Source organism: Rhodohalobacter barkolensis (genome assembly GCF_002834295.1).
In the GTDB taxonomy this organism is placed as follows: Bacteria; Bacteroidota; Rhodothermia; order Balneolales; family Balneolaceae; genus Rhodohalobacter; species Rhodohalobacter barkolensis.
This window is the reverse complement of record NZ_PISP01000003.1, coordinates 63,816-79,878: the sequence shown is the minus strand read 5'-3', so window position 1 is coordinate 79,878 and position 16,063 is coordinate 63,816. Positions and strand designations below refer to the sequence as shown.

Genomic DNA, 16,063 nt, shown 5'->3' with positions numbered 1-16,063 from the left:
CTTTTTTTAAACTGTTTAAATTCGTGATTGATTAACCGAAGTTTACATTTGCGGTTTTTTCTCGCGTCAGGTAGTCTACAATCACGCGTGTGATCACAATTGCACTAAAGAGAGATGCTACAATACCTGCCATCAGAGTTACAGCGAAACCTTTAATGGGTCCAACTCCGAAACTGTAGAGAATAATTGCTACGAAGAAGGTGGTTACGTTTGCATCAATAATCGCACTCATCGCATTGGAGTAACCATTATCGATGGCTGCACGCAGTGTTTTACCTCCTCGCATCTCTTCACGAATCCTGTCAAAGATCAGTACGTTGGCATCTACCGCCATACCGATCGTTAATACAATACCGGCCATACCGGGAAGGGTAAGCGTGGCCTGGAATGCGGCCAAAATACCCAGTATAAAAATAATGTTGAGGATCAGGGCAATGTCGGCAATTGCTCCACCAGTGCGGTAGTAAACAATCATAAAGAGTGCAACTACCATTAACCCAAATAGGGTGGAATAGAGACCTGCACTAATGGATGCTTCACCAAGTGATGCACCAACAGTTCGCTCCTCAACAATATCGAGTGGAGCAGGCAGGGCACCCGAAAGCAGGATGTTTACCAAATCTTCCGCATCCTGAACATTACCAATTCCTGTAATGGAGGAGCGACCGTTGTTAATCGCATTTTGAACGGTTGGGTAAGAAACGACATAACCGTCGAGAGCAATGGCTACAGGTCGTCCAATATTGGCGCCGGTAATTCGGGCCCAGCGTCGCGCACCTTCAGAGTCCATGGTCATGGAAACTTCTGAAGCGTTGGTTGTTGGGTCAAAAGCCACACGGGCTTCATCAATCACATCACCGGTCAGTTCAATTTGACTTCGTACGGCAATCAGTTCAAAAAGCTCGAGCCCGCCATCGGTTGCAAAAGGCTGTGCACCCCACATTAAAGTGGTATTTCGGGGGATGAGTCGCTGAACATCTTCTTTTTGTAGAAGTGTATTTACCACAGAAGTATCCGGTCCGGCAGCATAACCGAAAACATATTGGTTACGACCATTTGGGTCGAAAACTTCAAGCAGATTTTCTTCTCCAACTTCTTCCAACTCTTCCTGATTGTTCTGGAAGTAGTCTACAACTTGCTGCTTGGCCGCATTGATTTCATCCGGCTCGGCAACCATTCTGAACTCCAATCGGGCAGTACCACGGAGGAGGTCTCGTACACGTTCCTCATCATCCACGCCGGGAAGCTCCACAACTATACGATTGTTTCCCTGTTGGAGGATGCCCGGCTCAGTTACACCAAAACGGTCAACTCGGGAACGGATAATTTCCATTGCCCGGGTTACGGCTTCATCACGCTGAGTTTTTAGAAATGTGGTGATCTCTTCATTTGAGGATCTTCGTGTGATCTCATCTGCATCAGACCGATAGTACCGGCTTAGCATTGCATCGGGATCACGGGATTCAAACTCATTGACAAACTCGTCAATAAAGTCTGTTCGCTGTTCCATTGCGCGCTCAGCAGATACTGAAATCACTTCCTCGAGGTAGTCGTCGGCATAGTCACCGGCAAGTTCGAGAACTAATTGTGAGGTTCCAATTTCAAGAGTTACATACATTCCGCCCTGTAGATCCAGGCCGAGAGAAAGTGATTTTTCCTGAAGGCTGTTCAGCTTTTCCAAGTTTTCGGCCCGATACTGAACTCTTTCCGAGTCCGTCATATCTGCCATATGACGCTGTTCTAAATTCCATTGTAAGGTTGGAAAAAGGTACCAGAGCGTCAGTCCAAGAAAGACGACGATAGAACCGATTTTAAAACCGTTGTTTTGACTTTTCATAGGTTTTTACTTCAAAAGTTTTGAATTGATAACATCTGCCGATTGTGGCAAGAATTTAATTGAGAAGGGGAGGTTTGTCGAATAAAATCCTAATCGGGTAGTGAGGGACCGGTTCATCGACAAACAAAAAAACTAAGGAGCATTAATACTGATTCCACTCGTAAGGGGTTCAATCAGGTTTCTGATCAATGCGGGAGATAAAATAGCTTTATCAAATCCACGATTATAAGTATCAAACTTATCAGTTATACCAAGAATTGTTTTTGAAAGGTTGTTCGTATTCAACCATTTCTGGACCGGAGCAGAGGTTTCCGGTAATAACGCATCGGTTCCGGTTTGGTGCTGTTGAAAAACATTCCATTGGCTTACCAGCCAGGATGTAACGTGATCACCGGTCGATACGGGAAATGCAACATTTAATCTGAACTCATCTCTGTTATTGGCCACAAGCTGTGATGCCTGCTCAACCAATACACGAAAATCTGATGTCTGCTCGGGTAGTTTTCGAATTGCACTTCGAAGCTCATTTTCCGCTTCGTCTCCATTGGCTGCCACATTGTGATTCAGCCACTGGGTAAAAGCTGTTTTTTGGGCATGACTCGTGAATGGCACAAGCAGATGTGCCAACATTCCGGCCATCAAAAACGTGACAATAGACGTGCGAACGATATGTGAAAATCGATTTTTCATCAGACTGTCAAAAATAGTCAGATGACTGACGGTTGACAAATTAATTTTTACGCAATTCCGCAAAGATAAACAGCAAACAGTTTGACTGTAATGATGAGTTATGAATAACTCTGTGTAGCTTTTCTTACTGCCAACTGCCAACTGCCAACTGCCAACTGCCAACTGCCAACTGCCAACTGCCTACTGCCTACTGTGTACTGACTATTTTCTTTTCCCTCTCAAACTCCTGCTTCAGAAAATTGCCGGTATAACTCTCTTTGACTTCCGCAATCTCCTCCGGTGTTCCTTCTGCGATAATTTCTCCGCCATCCGCTCCTCCTTCGGGGCCAATGTCGATGATCCAGTCGGCTGCTTTGATCAGATCCAGATTATGCTCGATAACAATAACAGTATTTCCTTTTTCTACCAGCTTCTGGACCACATCCACCAGCATCCTTACATCCTGAAAGTGGAGCCCGGTTGTGGGTTCATCCATAATGTAAATAGTATCACCCGTTCCAATTTTTGAAAGTTCTCTGGATAGCTTGATTCGCTGAGCTTCACCGCCACTTAATGTTGTGCTCGACTGACCAAGTGTCAAATACCCGAGCCCGACAGAGTTTAGGGTTTCCAGTTTTCGTTTGATAGACGGAACCGAATCAAAAAACTCCTCGGCTTCACTGATCGGCATTTGCAACACATCGGAAATATTTTTGCCTTTGTAGTGAATCTCAAGGGTTTCACGATTGTAGCGTTTTCCATTGCACGATTCGCAATCCACGTAGATATCGGGCAGAAAATTCATCTCAATTTTACGGACACCGTCTCCCCGACACGCTTCACAGCGGCCTCCTTTTACATTAAAAGAGAATCGCCCCTGATCGTAACCGCGGATTTTAGATTCAGGCAGCTCAGCAAAAAGCGAACGAATGTGGTCAAATACTTTCGTGTAAGTTCCGGGATTGGATCGTGGCGTTCTGCCAATCGGACTTTGATCGATCGAAATCACCTTGTCTACATTATTCAGACCTTCCACTGATTTGTAGGGTAGCGGAACCGACTTGGAGTTGTAAAATTCATTGGAAAGAATCGGAACCAGTGTTTGGTTGATGAGTGAACTTTTACCGCTTCCGCTCACACCGGTCACACAGATAAACTTTCCGAGTGGAATATCCACATCCACATTTTTCAGGTTGTGACCGCGAGCATCGTGAAGAGTGATCGATTTTCCGCTTCCATTCCTGCGCTTTTCAGGGTATGGAATTACCTCTTCGTCCCGTAAAAATTTAGTGGTCATCGCTTCGGGGTCCAGCTCATCCGGTGTTCCTTGCGTGACGACATAACCGCCTTCTGTTCCGGCACCCGGACCCAAATCAACCACGTAATCGGCATGCTCAATGGTTTCCCGATCGTGCTCCACAACAATCACGCTGTTACCCAGATCGCGAAGTGTTTCCAGGGAATGAATCAGTTTGATGTTGTCCCGCTGATGCAGCCCAATGCTTGGTTCGTCCAGAATGTATAGAACGCCAACGAGCTGAGTCCCAATTTGTGTAGCCAGCCGGATCCGCTGCGCTTCACCGCCACTCAGTGTTTGAGCCTCGCGATTCAGCGTCAGGTAGTTCAGACCAACATTCAAAAGAAAGTCGATCCGGTCGATCACCTCTTTCAAAACCTGCTGGCCAATTTTTCGCTGTCGTTCGGTTAGTTTCAGGTTACCAATGGCGAGACGCAGATTTTTAATATCCTGATTGACGAGGTCATGAATTCCATATCCGTCAATTTTGTAAGAGAGGGCTTCCTTGTTGAGTCGCCCGCCGCCGCATTCCGGGCAGTCAATTTTGGAGAGATAAGCCTTGGCTTTGTCTCTCTGCTTATTGGACTTGCTGTCCTCATACTGATCACTGATAATATTCCTCAGGCCGGCGTATGAGTGTTTATAAGTAACATTACTGTTTTTGAAATCGTAGCTGACGTTGAATTTCTGATCTTCGCCTCCATCAAAAAGCAGGTCAAGAGCTTCTTCCGGAAAATTTTTGATCGGCGTGTGAAAATCCAGATCAACCGATTCCAGTACAGCCTGTAGCTGCTTGAAGATGAAAATATCGCGCGGTTCCCCAAGGAATCGAATGGCGCCTTCAGCAATGGTCTGATCGGGATTTGGGATCACCAGTTCCCGGCTTACATCATACCGGTAGCCAAGTCCGTTACACGCTTTACACGCACCGTAGGGGGAGTTGAAGGAAAAGAGGTTGGGTGCGGGATCCTCATAAGAGAGTCCGCTTTCGGGATCATACAGATGTTTTGAAAAAACCTTGTCTGTGATTTTGCCATCCTCCTGAATGCCGAGAATCAGATTACCGTCGGCCATCTCCAGCGCCATGTGAACGCTATCGGAAATTCGTTTTTCGCTCTTTGGGGAGATCACAAAACGATCCACTACAACTTCTACATTATGTGTTTTGTATCGATCCAGCTTAATTTCTCCCTCTAGGTCGATCAGCTCACCGTCCACGCGGGCTTTTACAAAACCCTGTTTCTGCATCTGCTCAAACAGTTCGCGATAATGACCTTTTCGTCCGCGAACCACCGGTGCCATGCAGTACGCTTTGGTTCCCTTTGACAGCTCCATAATTGCCTGCACAATCTGGTCGGAAGTCTGTTTCTCCATCTTATTGCCGGAGATGTAGGAGTAGGGTACACCGATGCGGGCGTAAAGAAGACGCAGAAAGTCATAGATTTCCGTAACGGTCCCAACCGTTGAACGCGGATTCCGGTTGGTCGTTTTCTGATCGATGGAGATCACAGGGGAGAGTCCGTCGATAAAATCCACTTCGGGACGCTCCATCATTCCGAGAAACTGACGTGCGTAGGCTGAGAGCGACTCCATAAATCGTCGCTGTCCTTCCGCATAAATCGTATCGAAGGCGAGGGAGGATTTGCCCGATCCCGACAGGCCGGTGAAAACCACGAGCTGCTCCCGGGGAATGTCGATGTCGAAATTTTTGAGATTGTGTTCGCGCGCTCCGCGGATGATGATGTTATTTTTCAAAAGTGTGCTGACTGTATTCAGAATTCAATTAGGCAACCGTCAAAAATACGAAACGTTTAACGGAAAGGCATATGGATCAAACAAATAAAAAACGAATCACATTCGGGGATTGTTTGGAATTGAGTAAAAGCAAAAAATAGGCTTTATGCAGAATTCCCCTTATTTTTAAGGCTATTTTTGAAATCTCAAGTATATGTTCACTCAATGACAACCAACCCCAAAACTGCAAATCCGCTCAATATCGAACTGAAACCAAATGAAAATGGATGGAGTCCGCTTTCATGGAATTCCAAACCGATTGAGCAGCTGCCGCCCTATCCCGATTCAGTAGAGTTGGAGAATGCATACCGTCAACTTAGAAGTTTGCCGCCACTTATCACATCGTGGGAGATCGAGGCGCTCAAAACTAAACTGGCGAATGTGTCGAAGGGCGAAGGATTTCTGCTTTGGGGCGGAGACTGTGCTGAGACATTTGACGCCTGCACGGCTCCCAAAATTGTGAATATGCTAAAGGTGATGCTCCAGATGAGTTTTATTCTGGTGCATGAGATGAGTACACCGATTCTGCGGGTGGGACGAATTGCCGGTCAGTACGCCAAACCGCGATCCAAAGATTCCGAAACGATTGACGGTGTGGAGATGCTCAACTACCGCGGCGATTTGATCAACAGTTTTGAACCAAATAAAGAGGCCCGAACTCCCGATCCACAGCGTTTGATCAAAGGATATGAGAAATCAGCCCTGACGCTCAATTTTCTTCGTGCGCTGGCCGATGAAGGGTTTGCCGATCTGCAGCATCCCGAACAGTGGGAGCTCGATTTTATGCAGAATAACGAGTATTACAAAGACTACGAAGCGATGGTAAACTCGATCCATAAGGCGATTAACTTTATGGAAACGATTACGCCCAACACATTCAGTACGCTGCATAAAGTAGATATTTATACCTCACATGAGGCGCTGAATCTCTATTACGATTCAGCCCAGACACGTCAGGTGCCTAGAAAAGCGGGATGGTTCAATCTGAGCGGACACATGGTGTGGCTCGGAAATCGTACCAAGCAGTTAGACGGCGCTCACGTGGAGTATCTGCGCGGAATTGAAAATCCGATCGGAATTAAGGTTGGTCCTCCGTTTGATGTGGATGAGACGATCGAAATTATGGACAAGCTCAATCCAAATCACGAGGCCGGGAAGATTGTGTTGATCTCCCGAATGGGAGTGGATGAAGTGAAGGAGCATCTGCCGAGATACATCAAAGCCGTGAAAAAAGCCGGTCACCCGGTCGTCTGGAGCTGTGATCCGATGCACGGAAATACGTTTGCTACTGAAAATAAAGTTAAAACACGCCGGTTTGATGATATCCTGGATGAAATTAAGGAGACCTTTGCTGTTCACCGCGCGGAAGGCAGCTATTTGGGCGGCGTACACCTGGAACTGACCGGTGATAACGTAACCGAATGTGTGGGCGGAGCCAACGGCCTGAATGAAGCCGGATTGGGCACCAACTATGAAACCTACTGTGATCCACGACTCAACTACGAACAGAGCCTGGAAATGGCTTTTCTGGTAGCGCGAGAGTGGAATAAAAGCTACCGGTCGTAATACAATTTCATTGTAGTTTATCGTTTTTCAATTATTTTAAAGGCAGTGTTTAACCGAAAGGGTTGAGTGCTGCCTTTTTTTATTTAATCTACTTTTCTATGACTTTTTTGAAACGTTTTCATCTGCCGCTTCTATTCATTTCAATATTTTTAATTGTGTCCGCTTGCTCAGAAAAACCCGATCCGTATCAGCCCCAAAAGTATGTGAAGCTGGACCATCCTGAATGGAGTAAAAACGCCGCGATCTACCAGATCAACACCCGGCAGTTTACTGAAGAGGGAACACTCAATGCCGCCGAGGAACACTTGCCACGTTTGAAGGATTTGGGAGTGGATATTCTTTGGCTGATGCCGATTCACGAAATCGGGGAGAAAAATAGAAAAGGAACGCTGGGAAGTCCTTACTCGGTGAAGGATTATTACAGCGTCAATCCGGAGTTTGGTGACCTCGAAGACCTGAAGAGTTTTGTAAATAAGGCTCACGAGCTGGGCATGTATGTGATTCTGGATTGGGTGGCCAATCATACCGCGTGGGATAATCCGCTTACGGAGGAACATCCCAACTGGTATGCGCGCGACTGGAAAGGAGATTTTCGTCCGACCCCCTGGTGGGACTGGTCCGATATTATCGACCTGGATTACAGCAAACCCGAAGTGCGGGAGTATATGACCCAGGCGATGAAGTACTGGGTTGAGGAGGCCGATGTGGATGGTTTTCGTGCCGATGTGGCCGGATTTGTTCCGGTCGATTTCTGGAATAACGTTCGAAAAGAACTTGAAGGAGTTAAACCGGTATTTATGCTGGCTGAATGGGAATCGCGTGACCTGCATTCCGAGGCGTTTGATATGACTTACGCATGGAGCTGGTACGAGGCTGTGGAGAAAATAACTACTGGTGATGCTGAGGATCTGAGTCCGCTTTATGTCTACTACTCCTGGAATGAGAGTGCCTTTCCCAAAAAGAGCATGAGAATGACCTTTGTGAGCAATCACGACAAAAACGCGTGGGAAGGTACCATGTATGAAGCTTTCGGAGATGGCTTGGAAGCGGCCATAGTTCTCTCTGTTGTGGGCGAAGGCATGCCGCTAATCTACAACGGACAGGAAGCCGGAAATGACCGGCGGCTGGAGTTTTTTGAGAAAGATCCGATTGTGTGGAGAGATCATCCCACTGGCGACCTTTACAAAAAACTATTCGAACTGATGAAAGAGAACTCTGCATTATGGCATTCGGAGTGGGGCGCAACGATGATTCGCGTGCCAAACAGTTCAGAAGAGAGTGTGCTCAGTTTTGTCCGGCAAAATGAGGAGAACAAGGTATTTGCAGTGATTAACTTTTCCGGTGATCCTCAGAGCTTGGAATTAGAGGAGTCACTTCATCACGGCGAGTACATTGATTATTTTACCGATGAATCTGTTGAGTTTGATGAAAATTCAACTCTTGAGCTCAAAGCATGGGATTACAGGGTGTTTGTGAGACAAAATTAAAAATTAAGGATAAGAGATATGAGGTCTTCTTGGATCAAGGCCAAAGAAATCTGCCCAGGCAAACCAGTAAGCGTTGTACGAACGTATGGTTTTAAGTTTTTCACCGGTTCTGGGACCTGAAACTGCCTCACCAAAGTAGTTCCAAATATTACCCTCGTCATCTTCCAAGAGTGCCGGCGGTTCTTGGTCGGATATTGAAAAACGCAGTTTTGTCCCATCGGATGCTACAGCAGAAAAAGAGTTGATAAAATCCTGTTCAGAATTACCAATGATCACTAGGTCTTCACCGGCAACGTTTCTGTTTATAACCGTCGTAGACTCAGGAAAATCAGACAACACAAAAACGTGCAAGTCCAGATTGTATAATACTCCGTGTCCGAGCTCTTTTCGGTTTAGCCTGTCGTCTTCCCGGTGAATCGGAAATACAATATTGTCGTCGTCATTGCTGTAATTTCTGCCGTATGGGTAGGAGGAGTAATCACGATCAAATCCGGTCTCGCCCGTGAGTACTTCAGAATTTGGGAAATGCTGTTTCCACGTTTCCCAGTTCATCTCAATAACAGTGTATGATTGCAGTCTTGTACCAATTCGCTCACCATTAACGCTCTGTTCAAGCATCTGGCTCCAATACGAATTCGTGGCGCGGTCGTATGCGATGAGATTGTTTTTGTGTATCAATCCGGAAACGCCGAACTCTGTGATTTCCCCTTCAATCTCTCTGTCCCATGCCATAGCAGATCCTGTAAGCGGGCAAAAAGTAATGGCTACGGGCTCCTCTCCTATAAAATCGTTGACGATCTCATGGTAATTCAATATATGATGGGGATACCCTCTGATTTCATCCCCGATCTTAATTCCAACAATAAGCTCATCATCCTCAAGAAAATCGATGTCGTCAACAGGTTTAAATGAAGGATCATCAATAGAGGGGATATCGTCACGCCCGGCACCTACAAAAACCTGGTCTTCCGGGATGAGCCAGCCGCTGTCTTCAGTTTCGTTGTCATTTTCATCAGTTGAACTATTCGTAGTTACGGAATTGCAGGAGAGTAAAAATCCCGAAAAAAGTAAAAACAGGTAGATAGTAAGTAAATGGAGTTTCATAATGATTCAATAAGTGGGTTTCCCTATCAAACCATTAGACGACTAAATTACATTCCATCTTACTTATGCAAAATGCTATTCTGTAAGTTCGGCTGATGCTTCAATGGCTTCTAACAACGCTTCATACTCCTGGCGGCAGTTTCCACATCGTTCGAGATGCTCTTTGACTCTCGGAAGTGCTTTTTCCGGTGATTTGTTTTGCAGCTCCATTTCAGCAAATTGATGCAGCTGATCATAGCAGTCTTCGCATCCAATTTCTTGATCCAGAGTCATTTTAATCATCCGGATCATGCTTTTAAGTTTATTTTTTGTCAGTTTCATAGTCATTTCCTGAATCTTTCAAATAGTAGATGAACCATTCATTGAATTCCTTACAGTTGATTTAACATTTCGTCCGGATCAATTCCATCTTCCATCAACCGGTTCTTCATTTTTAAACGTGCATCGTGCACCAGTTTGTAGAGAGCATTTCTGTTGGTTCCCATCTGTTCAGCAACTACCTCAATCGGCAGGCCATGCATCATAAGTGCGTTGATGGCCATTTTTTGTTTATCCGTAAGTTCTTCATCAATCATTTTCTGAACTCTTTGAAGAATCATTCGTTCGTGTGTAGCACGATCCGGATTGGGTTGATCATCGGAAAAACTCATCTGATTGATTTCATCCCTTCCAGACTCATCATTATTTACAACCAGATCATTCAGTGAAATATCCTTGTATTTGGCCCTTCTTAATTCAGAGAGCCCCTCACGTACGGCAATTTTCATAGCCCAGGTTGTAAATTTACTCTCCCCGCGAAATGTGTCAACTTTATCCAGAATCTTCAAAAGTGCATCTTGTACAGTATCTTCTACAAACTGATCCAGCTCCCGGTCAACATATTTATAGAGAGCCGGTTTCAGTCCGCGGACCAAAATTATCCGCAAATGTGAGATGGACTCTTCCGAGGGAGGAGGTGTAAGCTGCTCTACCCAATCTTCATTGGATCGAGATGGCTTTTTATTCTTATTACTTTTTTTGAACCAGTTGAACATAGGTTTTTCGGTATTTCTATCCTTTCTGTCGAGAACTTATTCTCAGAAAATAATAGAATACAGCTTCAAGTAAAGGGTTATTTAGAAATAGGTTGAAATTAATTTCATAGCTATGTTCGTCAGATTAAAACCATTTGATAGTAGATTACATAGGCTCCGGCTAGAATTAACAAGACCCCTGTTATTTTTTCCATATGTGGAAGGAGTTTTCGTAGGTATTTCATGAAAAAATCACGTGCAAAGGTTGAAAGTAATATTGCAGTGATCATCATCAGGCTAATACCCACAAAGTATGCCAGCATGTACGATCCGCCCAGCCATACGGATGGAGCCCCCATTGCCTGAGTTGCAACGATTAAGAACAGTGGGAACAGGCACCCCAAAGCTCCAATTGCATATGCAACTCCAAAAAAGAAGGCTTCGCCAATTTCGGAACGGTCTGATTTTCGATTGATATCCACAGAAAATGCAATGCTTTTACCTGAGATGAGCAGAATGCCCAGAATGATGATTAAACTTCCCATTCCCATCGTAATCCACTTCATGTACGCCTTCAGAAGTTGACTGGCTACAGCAATCAATATTCCGGCAATGGAATAGATGACTAAAATCCCGAGAATACTCAGGGATGCTAATTTTAGACCACGCAGTAATTTTTCATTTCTTGAAGGGGTGCCAGACGCTTCCCGGATAATAAATGAAATGATATAACCGGGAAGAAGTGCCACAGCGCAGGGAGCAAAAAAGGCCACTACACCCTGCAGAAATGAGAAATAGATAAACTCCATATATTTAAAACCTCAAATAATCTTTACTAAAGCTAAAGTAGCAAGTGATTGATTGATACTAGTCAACAAGACGTGTAAAGAGCTCACGGTATTCATCTGCAGAGAGCGCTACTTTATTACGTCTGAACTCAATATTTCCATCACGATTCACACCTACCGTGGTTGCCTGGCTGTCAACACCATAATCCATCATAATGTCAGGAATGCCCTTGGTTGCGGGGAACCGGAATCCTTCCTCTTCAGCCAGTTTCCTGATGGTATCCTCATCATCCGTCGGGTCAATACTGATAGCTACGAGCGTCAGGCGATCTTCAAATTCCGGGTACACTTCGGAAAGTACCGGCCAGTTTTGTGCACAAATCGGGCACCAGGAGGCTGTAAAATAGATCACAACAGGTTTACCCTCATCCAGTGAAGACTCCAGGCTAATGGTTTCTCCATCAATTGTGGTGACTTCAAAATCCGGAGCAGGTTCAACTTCAACTTCAGCTTGAGAATTGGTTTGCTCATTTTGTTCAGATGAACATGAAATGACAAAGAGTGACAAAAGGAGTGTAGTAAGTAGAAATAATTTATCGTTTTTCATGAAGTGATCATCAGTGTTTGGGTTTAGACTTGATCCTTGCAGATGACGTGTACCTCATCTCTCTTACTTAAAATCCTGAGAGTTAATTAAAAAGGTAAGATTTAATCATTCCAATGCATCTATTCGGTATGAACATTCATTCAACCAATTAAAAAGATGAATAAGATAGCAATTGTAGTACTGGCTGAAGTTGGAAGTCATGAAGCCTTGGGACGAATCGTTAATGCACTGGAATTTGCCAAAGAGTTACAGGATCATGATGATAACGTTAAAATTGTATTTGATGGAGCCGGTACCACGTGGGTACCGGAACTGGCCAACGAAGAGCACGATGCGCATCCGCTATATCAAGCTGTGAAGGGGAATATCCACGGAGCCTGTAAATTTTGTTCCAAAGCTTTTGGGGTCATCAACGAGGTTCGTAAAACAGATGTGAAGCTTTTGGATGATTATGACGACCATCCGAGCCTGAGATCCTTCATCGAAGATGGGTATCAAGTTGTAACGTTTTAAAATCGTTTGATAAGATATCTTCACAGATAGGCTTCAACATACTCCGGGATATGTTTAACATCCTGTGATCTAAGAGTTAACCGTTGAGCCGTAACACTCAATCCCAGTAAATTTTTAGCATGTGTTGGTTGGAGTCAAAGTCGGGCAGTTTTAGTGTAAGCGTATTATTTTGAATATTGTAGGGGATGGCGTCTCCGTCGAATTCTATTTTTGAGACGGCTCTATGTACGTTTTTGATATCCATCTTTATGCTCCGGATGGTTGAATTGAAATTTCTTCCAATCTCCTTTCTAAAATTGATCGTTGATTCTTCACCTCGATTGGATGACGTAATGTGTAATTTTTCGAACTCTCCATTATCATAAGCACCGTAGGTAAATCCATCATCATGGTAAACGAATGTTCGATAGAATACTGCTTCGGGATCATGAAACTGGATTAAGTCAAGAGAATCCACCGAGTAATTATCCAGCGACTGTGTTAGCTCTGCCATCGGGATAATTGCCCCGCCCCGCACAAATGTGGGAATTGACTCCTCTTTTGTATTCACGGAAACCTGAGTACCACCTTCAAACTTTTCATCGGAGTAAAAATCAAACCAATTAGATTTTCCCGGAAACCATACAGTCTGTTTTTTCTTGTCAGGTTCCATAACCGGAGAAACCAGAATGTCATCCCCAAACAGATAGCTGCCTGCTACTTTATAGATTTCGTGATTTCCCGGCTCTTCAAAGAAGAGAGGACGCATCAGAGGCATACCGGTAGTAGAGTTTTCAAAGGCGAGGCTGTAGATATAGGGAATCAGTTTGTAGCGTAATTCGATTGCTTTTCGGGAATGATCGAGGGCTTCCCGGCTTCTGAAGACCGGTTCAGAAGGAACATCATCCTGGGCATGCGGACGATAAATGGGCTGAAATACACCGTACTGAAGCCATTTCACATATTTTTCGTCATCCACCAGATTTCCGGCAAAACCTCCTAAATCGGAGTGCATATAGGCCAGACCCTGAAGGCCCATTTGTAGGGATATTTCAGGCTGGGATTGAAGTCCGCCCCAGGTTCGGTTTACATCGCCCGACCACGGAATGAGTCCGAATCGCTGTGATCCGGAATATCCGGCGCGCATCAGGTTAAATGGACGAATATCCGGATAGTTTTCACGATAGCCATCATGAACCAGTTTTGCCCATTCGTGACCATAGATGTTGTGAACTTCATTGGCCGTTCCTGTGTGATGAATTAAGTGCTCGGGATGAACTTCCGGTTCGCCCAGATCCCCCCACCAGCCATGCACGCCCATCTCAATCAAATCCTGATAAATATTCCAGAACCAATTGCGGGCTTCCGGTTTGAAAACGTCAATTAAGCCGGTATTGCCAAAGAAAAATTCGTATGTGGCGGGATTACCGAGCGAATCTTTGGCGAGAACATCTCTTTCAACGGCTTCATCCCATCGATCGGAGGTAGTGACGACAAAGGGCTCGGTGATTAAAACGGTTTTTACTCCCTGATCTTCGAGCTGATCCATCATCTGTTCCGGTTCCGGAAAGGAGTCTCGATCAAATGCGAGATTACCCATGGTCCCTTTTACCTCTTTTCCAAACCAATATAGATCCAGGATTACAGCATCGACCGGTACATTTTCCTCCCGGAATGTATCGATGGTTGAGAGAACTTCATCTTGGGACCGATACCCAAATCGACTTGAAAAGTTACCGAGAGCCCAGCGGGGTGGGAGTGGCTGGAATCCGGTCAGATGTGTGTAATTTTCAATGATCTTTTCCCAACTGTCACCGGCAATAACCTGGTAACTTTGGCGGCCAGAAATTGCTTCAAATGAGAGGGTATTGTTAAACTGGCTATCCAGATCCAGCCATCCGGTAGTGGGATTGTCAAAGTGAATGGCATACATATTGGAAGAGAGAACCATCGGGATCGTATAGTTCATCAGCTCAGATCGAGTTTCGTAACCGTAATGAGCCCGGTTGTAGAGCCGTAGTCGATGACCGCGCCGGTCCATTCCCAGTGCACGGGCGCCACCACCCATCAAAATTTCTGTTTCAGATAAATTGAAGTCTATTTCAAACCCGTTTTCTGTTGATTGAAATCCGTTTCGTTCTTCAATCAATTTCTCTCCATTGTAGTAGAAAGAGAGATTGCCTGAGGGCCTTTCTATAAAAATCTGAAGCCCGTCGGTTAGCAGCGCCACATGATTACCGGTGTCATCCACATTGAAGGAAGAGAACTTTTTATCCAGAACAACAGCATGTGAAGATGGATACTCTGTTTGGCCACTCTCGAAGAATGTGACCTCTGCAATTTCGGGAGAGTAGAATGAGATCTCATAAATGCCGTGATCCAGTTCAAGCCGAAAATGATCATCCGTTACCTCGTAGCTGAATGATTCCGACTCTTGGGCAGTGACGGAAATCAGTCCGGAGAGGATTATAAGAAATGCGGAAAATGTAAAAAATCGGAGGTTGGGCATTTTCGATTGTGAGAATTAAAAATTGATAGACCAACGTTGACCGGTTATGGTAACCAAGTTAATCAGTTCACAAAAATACAAAAGGCTGAAAGCCTAAAACAAATGACATGATATTATGAATGAGTGACACTGTCTGCAAGGTGGTGGTTGGCATTAAACCGAACAAGGCTAGATGAACGGTGCTGTATGAGAAAACTCAGAAGTTGACCTGATGAACAGTGGGGGTTATAAATTTATGGCCTGAGTCGGGTGGTTTTCGTCATTCGGACGATAATTGGTTCAGAAAAATAGGCTGAAAGCCTAAAATAACCCAGCTTGGGGCACCGCCCCGAGACCAAAGTATGAATTGAATCAAAAAGCAGGCTGAAAGCCTGCGACAGGCAACACTTAGGCCTGCCTATTCTTTCCAAAAATAGTCCGGATTATACTCAACCACGTCATACTTTTGTATGAATTTTTCGATCTCATCCCGATAACTCAGATGTTGATGATGTATTTCCTGACGGGCAATATACCGAGTAGTTGTCTCGATTTTCGAACTACTAACCGAAAAGGCTCCGTAACCCGTTTGCCAATAAAAAGATTTATTGCCTGTGTTTTCCTTCATCCATTTCGAAGAACTTTTCTTGAGTTGTTCCACAATATTTGCCAGGCTCACATTTTTAGACATTCGATACAGCGCATGAATATGATCCGGTACGGAGTTGATAATGAGTGCCGGGCTTTCCAGTTTTTTGAAGGTTCCTGCCAAATATGAGTGTAAATTGGTTTTGGTGGATTTGGGGATTAATGGCAGCCGGTTTTTGGTAGAAAAAGTCAGGTGTATGTATAGTTTTGATAAAGATTGGCTCATGGCTCTGTTCCGTTTTGATGATGTGATACTGAAGTATCTATCGTTAT

Annotated in this window: 13 protein-coding genes; 3 read left to right on the top strand and 10 right to left on the bottom strand. The window is 44.7% G+C overall.

Annotated elements, in window-relative coordinates; genetic code table 11:
- Window positions 1–31: 31 nt before the first annotated feature.
- From secD to uvrA, 3 genes are all read right to left on the bottom strand, one after another.
- The gene (gene secD / locus CWD77_RS10335; protein WP_101073504.1) at window positions 32–1,837 is read right to left on the bottom strand and encodes a protein translocase subunit SecD; all 1,806 of its coding nucleotides are present in this window, start codon (window positions 1,835–1,837) and stop codon (window positions 32–34) included.
- A gap of 132 nt (window positions 1,838–1,969) precedes the next feature.
- Window positions 1,970–2,527 (bottom strand): hypothetical protein, encoded by a 558-nt coding sequence (locus CWD77_RS10330; protein WP_133120217.1) that lies wholly within the window; start codon window positions 2,525–2,527, stop codon window positions 1,970–1,972.
- Between the two features lie 187 nt (window positions 2,528–2,714).
- Window positions 2,715–5,558 (bottom strand): excinuclease ABC subunit UvrA, encoded by a 2,844-nt coding sequence (uvrA, locus tag CWD77_RS10325; RefSeq protein ID WP_101073502.1) that lies wholly within the window; start codon window positions 5,556–5,558, stop codon window positions 2,715–2,717.
- A 204-nt stretch (window positions 5,559–5,762) separates the two neighbouring features.
- On the opposite strand from uvrA, the gene CWD77_RS10320 reads away from it, so the two are divergent.
- Window positions 5,763–7,163 (top strand): class II 3-deoxy-7-phosphoheptulonate synthase, encoded by a 1,401-nt coding sequence (locus CWD77_RS10320; protein WP_101073501.1) that lies wholly within the window; start codon window positions 5,763–5,765, stop codon window positions 7,161–7,163.
- A 98-nt stretch (window positions 7,164–7,261) separates the two neighbouring features.
- Window positions 7,262–8,650 (top strand): alpha-amylase family glycosyl hydrolase, encoded by a 1,389-nt coding sequence (locus CWD77_RS10315; protein ID WP_101073500.1) that lies wholly within the window; start codon window positions 7,262–7,264, stop codon window positions 8,648–8,650.
- A 3-nt stretch (window positions 8,651–8,653) separates the two neighbouring features.
- Here CWD77_RS10315 and CWD77_RS10310 read toward each other — a convergent pair whose 3' ends face one another.
- From CWD77_RS10310 to CWD77_RS10290, 5 genes are all read right to left on the bottom strand, one after another.
- Entirely contained in the window at window positions 8,654–9,754 is a 1,101-nt protein-coding gene (locus CWD77_RS10310; protein ID WP_101073499.1) for a DUF3179 domain-containing protein, read from the bottom strand.
- 75 nt (window positions 9,755–9,829) lie between these two features.
- On the bottom strand, window positions 9,830–10,075 hold the full coding sequence (locus tag CWD77_RS10305; RefSeq protein WP_101073498.1) for an anti-sigma factor: 246 nt from the start codon (window positions 10,073–10,075) through the stop codon (window positions 9,830–9,832).
- A gap of 50 nt (window positions 10,076–10,125) precedes the next feature.
- Window positions 10,126–10,788, bottom strand: coding sequence for an RNA polymerase sigma factor (locus CWD77_RS10300; protein ID WP_101073497.1), 663 nt, complete (start codon window positions 10,786–10,788; stop codon window positions 10,126–10,128).
- A 119-nt stretch (window positions 10,789–10,907) separates the two neighbouring features.
- Window positions 10,908–11,576 carry a cytochrome c biogenesis CcdA family protein gene (locus CWD77_RS10295; RefSeq protein WP_101073496.1) on the bottom strand — a complete coding sequence of 223 codons (669 nt, stop codon included), beginning with the start codon at window positions 11,574–11,576 and terminating at the stop codon, window positions 10,908–10,910.
- A gap of 58 nt (window positions 11,577–11,634) precedes the next feature.
- The gene (locus CWD77_RS10290; RefSeq protein WP_101073495.1) at window positions 11,635–12,162 is read right to left on the bottom strand and encodes a peroxiredoxin family protein; all 528 of its coding nucleotides are present in this window, start codon (window positions 12,160–12,162) and stop codon (window positions 11,635–11,637) included.
- Window positions 12,163–12,318: 156 nt separating this feature from the next.
- Between CWD77_RS10290 and CWD77_RS10285 the strand changes: the two genes are divergently transcribed.
- The gene (locus tag CWD77_RS10285; RefSeq protein WP_101073494.1) at window positions 12,319–12,675 is read left to right on the top strand and encodes a DsrE family protein; all 357 of its coding nucleotides are present in this window, start codon (window positions 12,319–12,321) and stop codon (window positions 12,673–12,675) included.
- A gap of 97 nt (window positions 12,676–12,772) precedes the next feature.
- On the opposite strand, the gene CWD77_RS10280 is transcribed toward CWD77_RS10285, so the two are convergent.
- Both CWD77_RS10280 and CWD77_RS10275 read right to left on the bottom strand, forming a co-directional pair.
- A complete protein-coding gene (locus CWD77_RS10280) occupies window positions 12,773–15,163 on the bottom strand; it encodes a glycoside hydrolase family 31 protein (protein WP_101073493.1) in 2,391 nt (796 codons plus the stop codon).
- 397 nt (window positions 15,164–15,560) lie between these two features.
- The gene (locus CWD77_RS10275) at window positions 15,561–16,016 is read right to left on the bottom strand and encodes a transposase (RefSeq protein WP_101073492.1); all 456 of its coding nucleotides are present in this window, start codon (window positions 16,014–16,016) and stop codon (window positions 15,561–15,563) included.
- Between the last annotated feature and the right edge of the window lie 47 nt (window positions 16,017–16,063).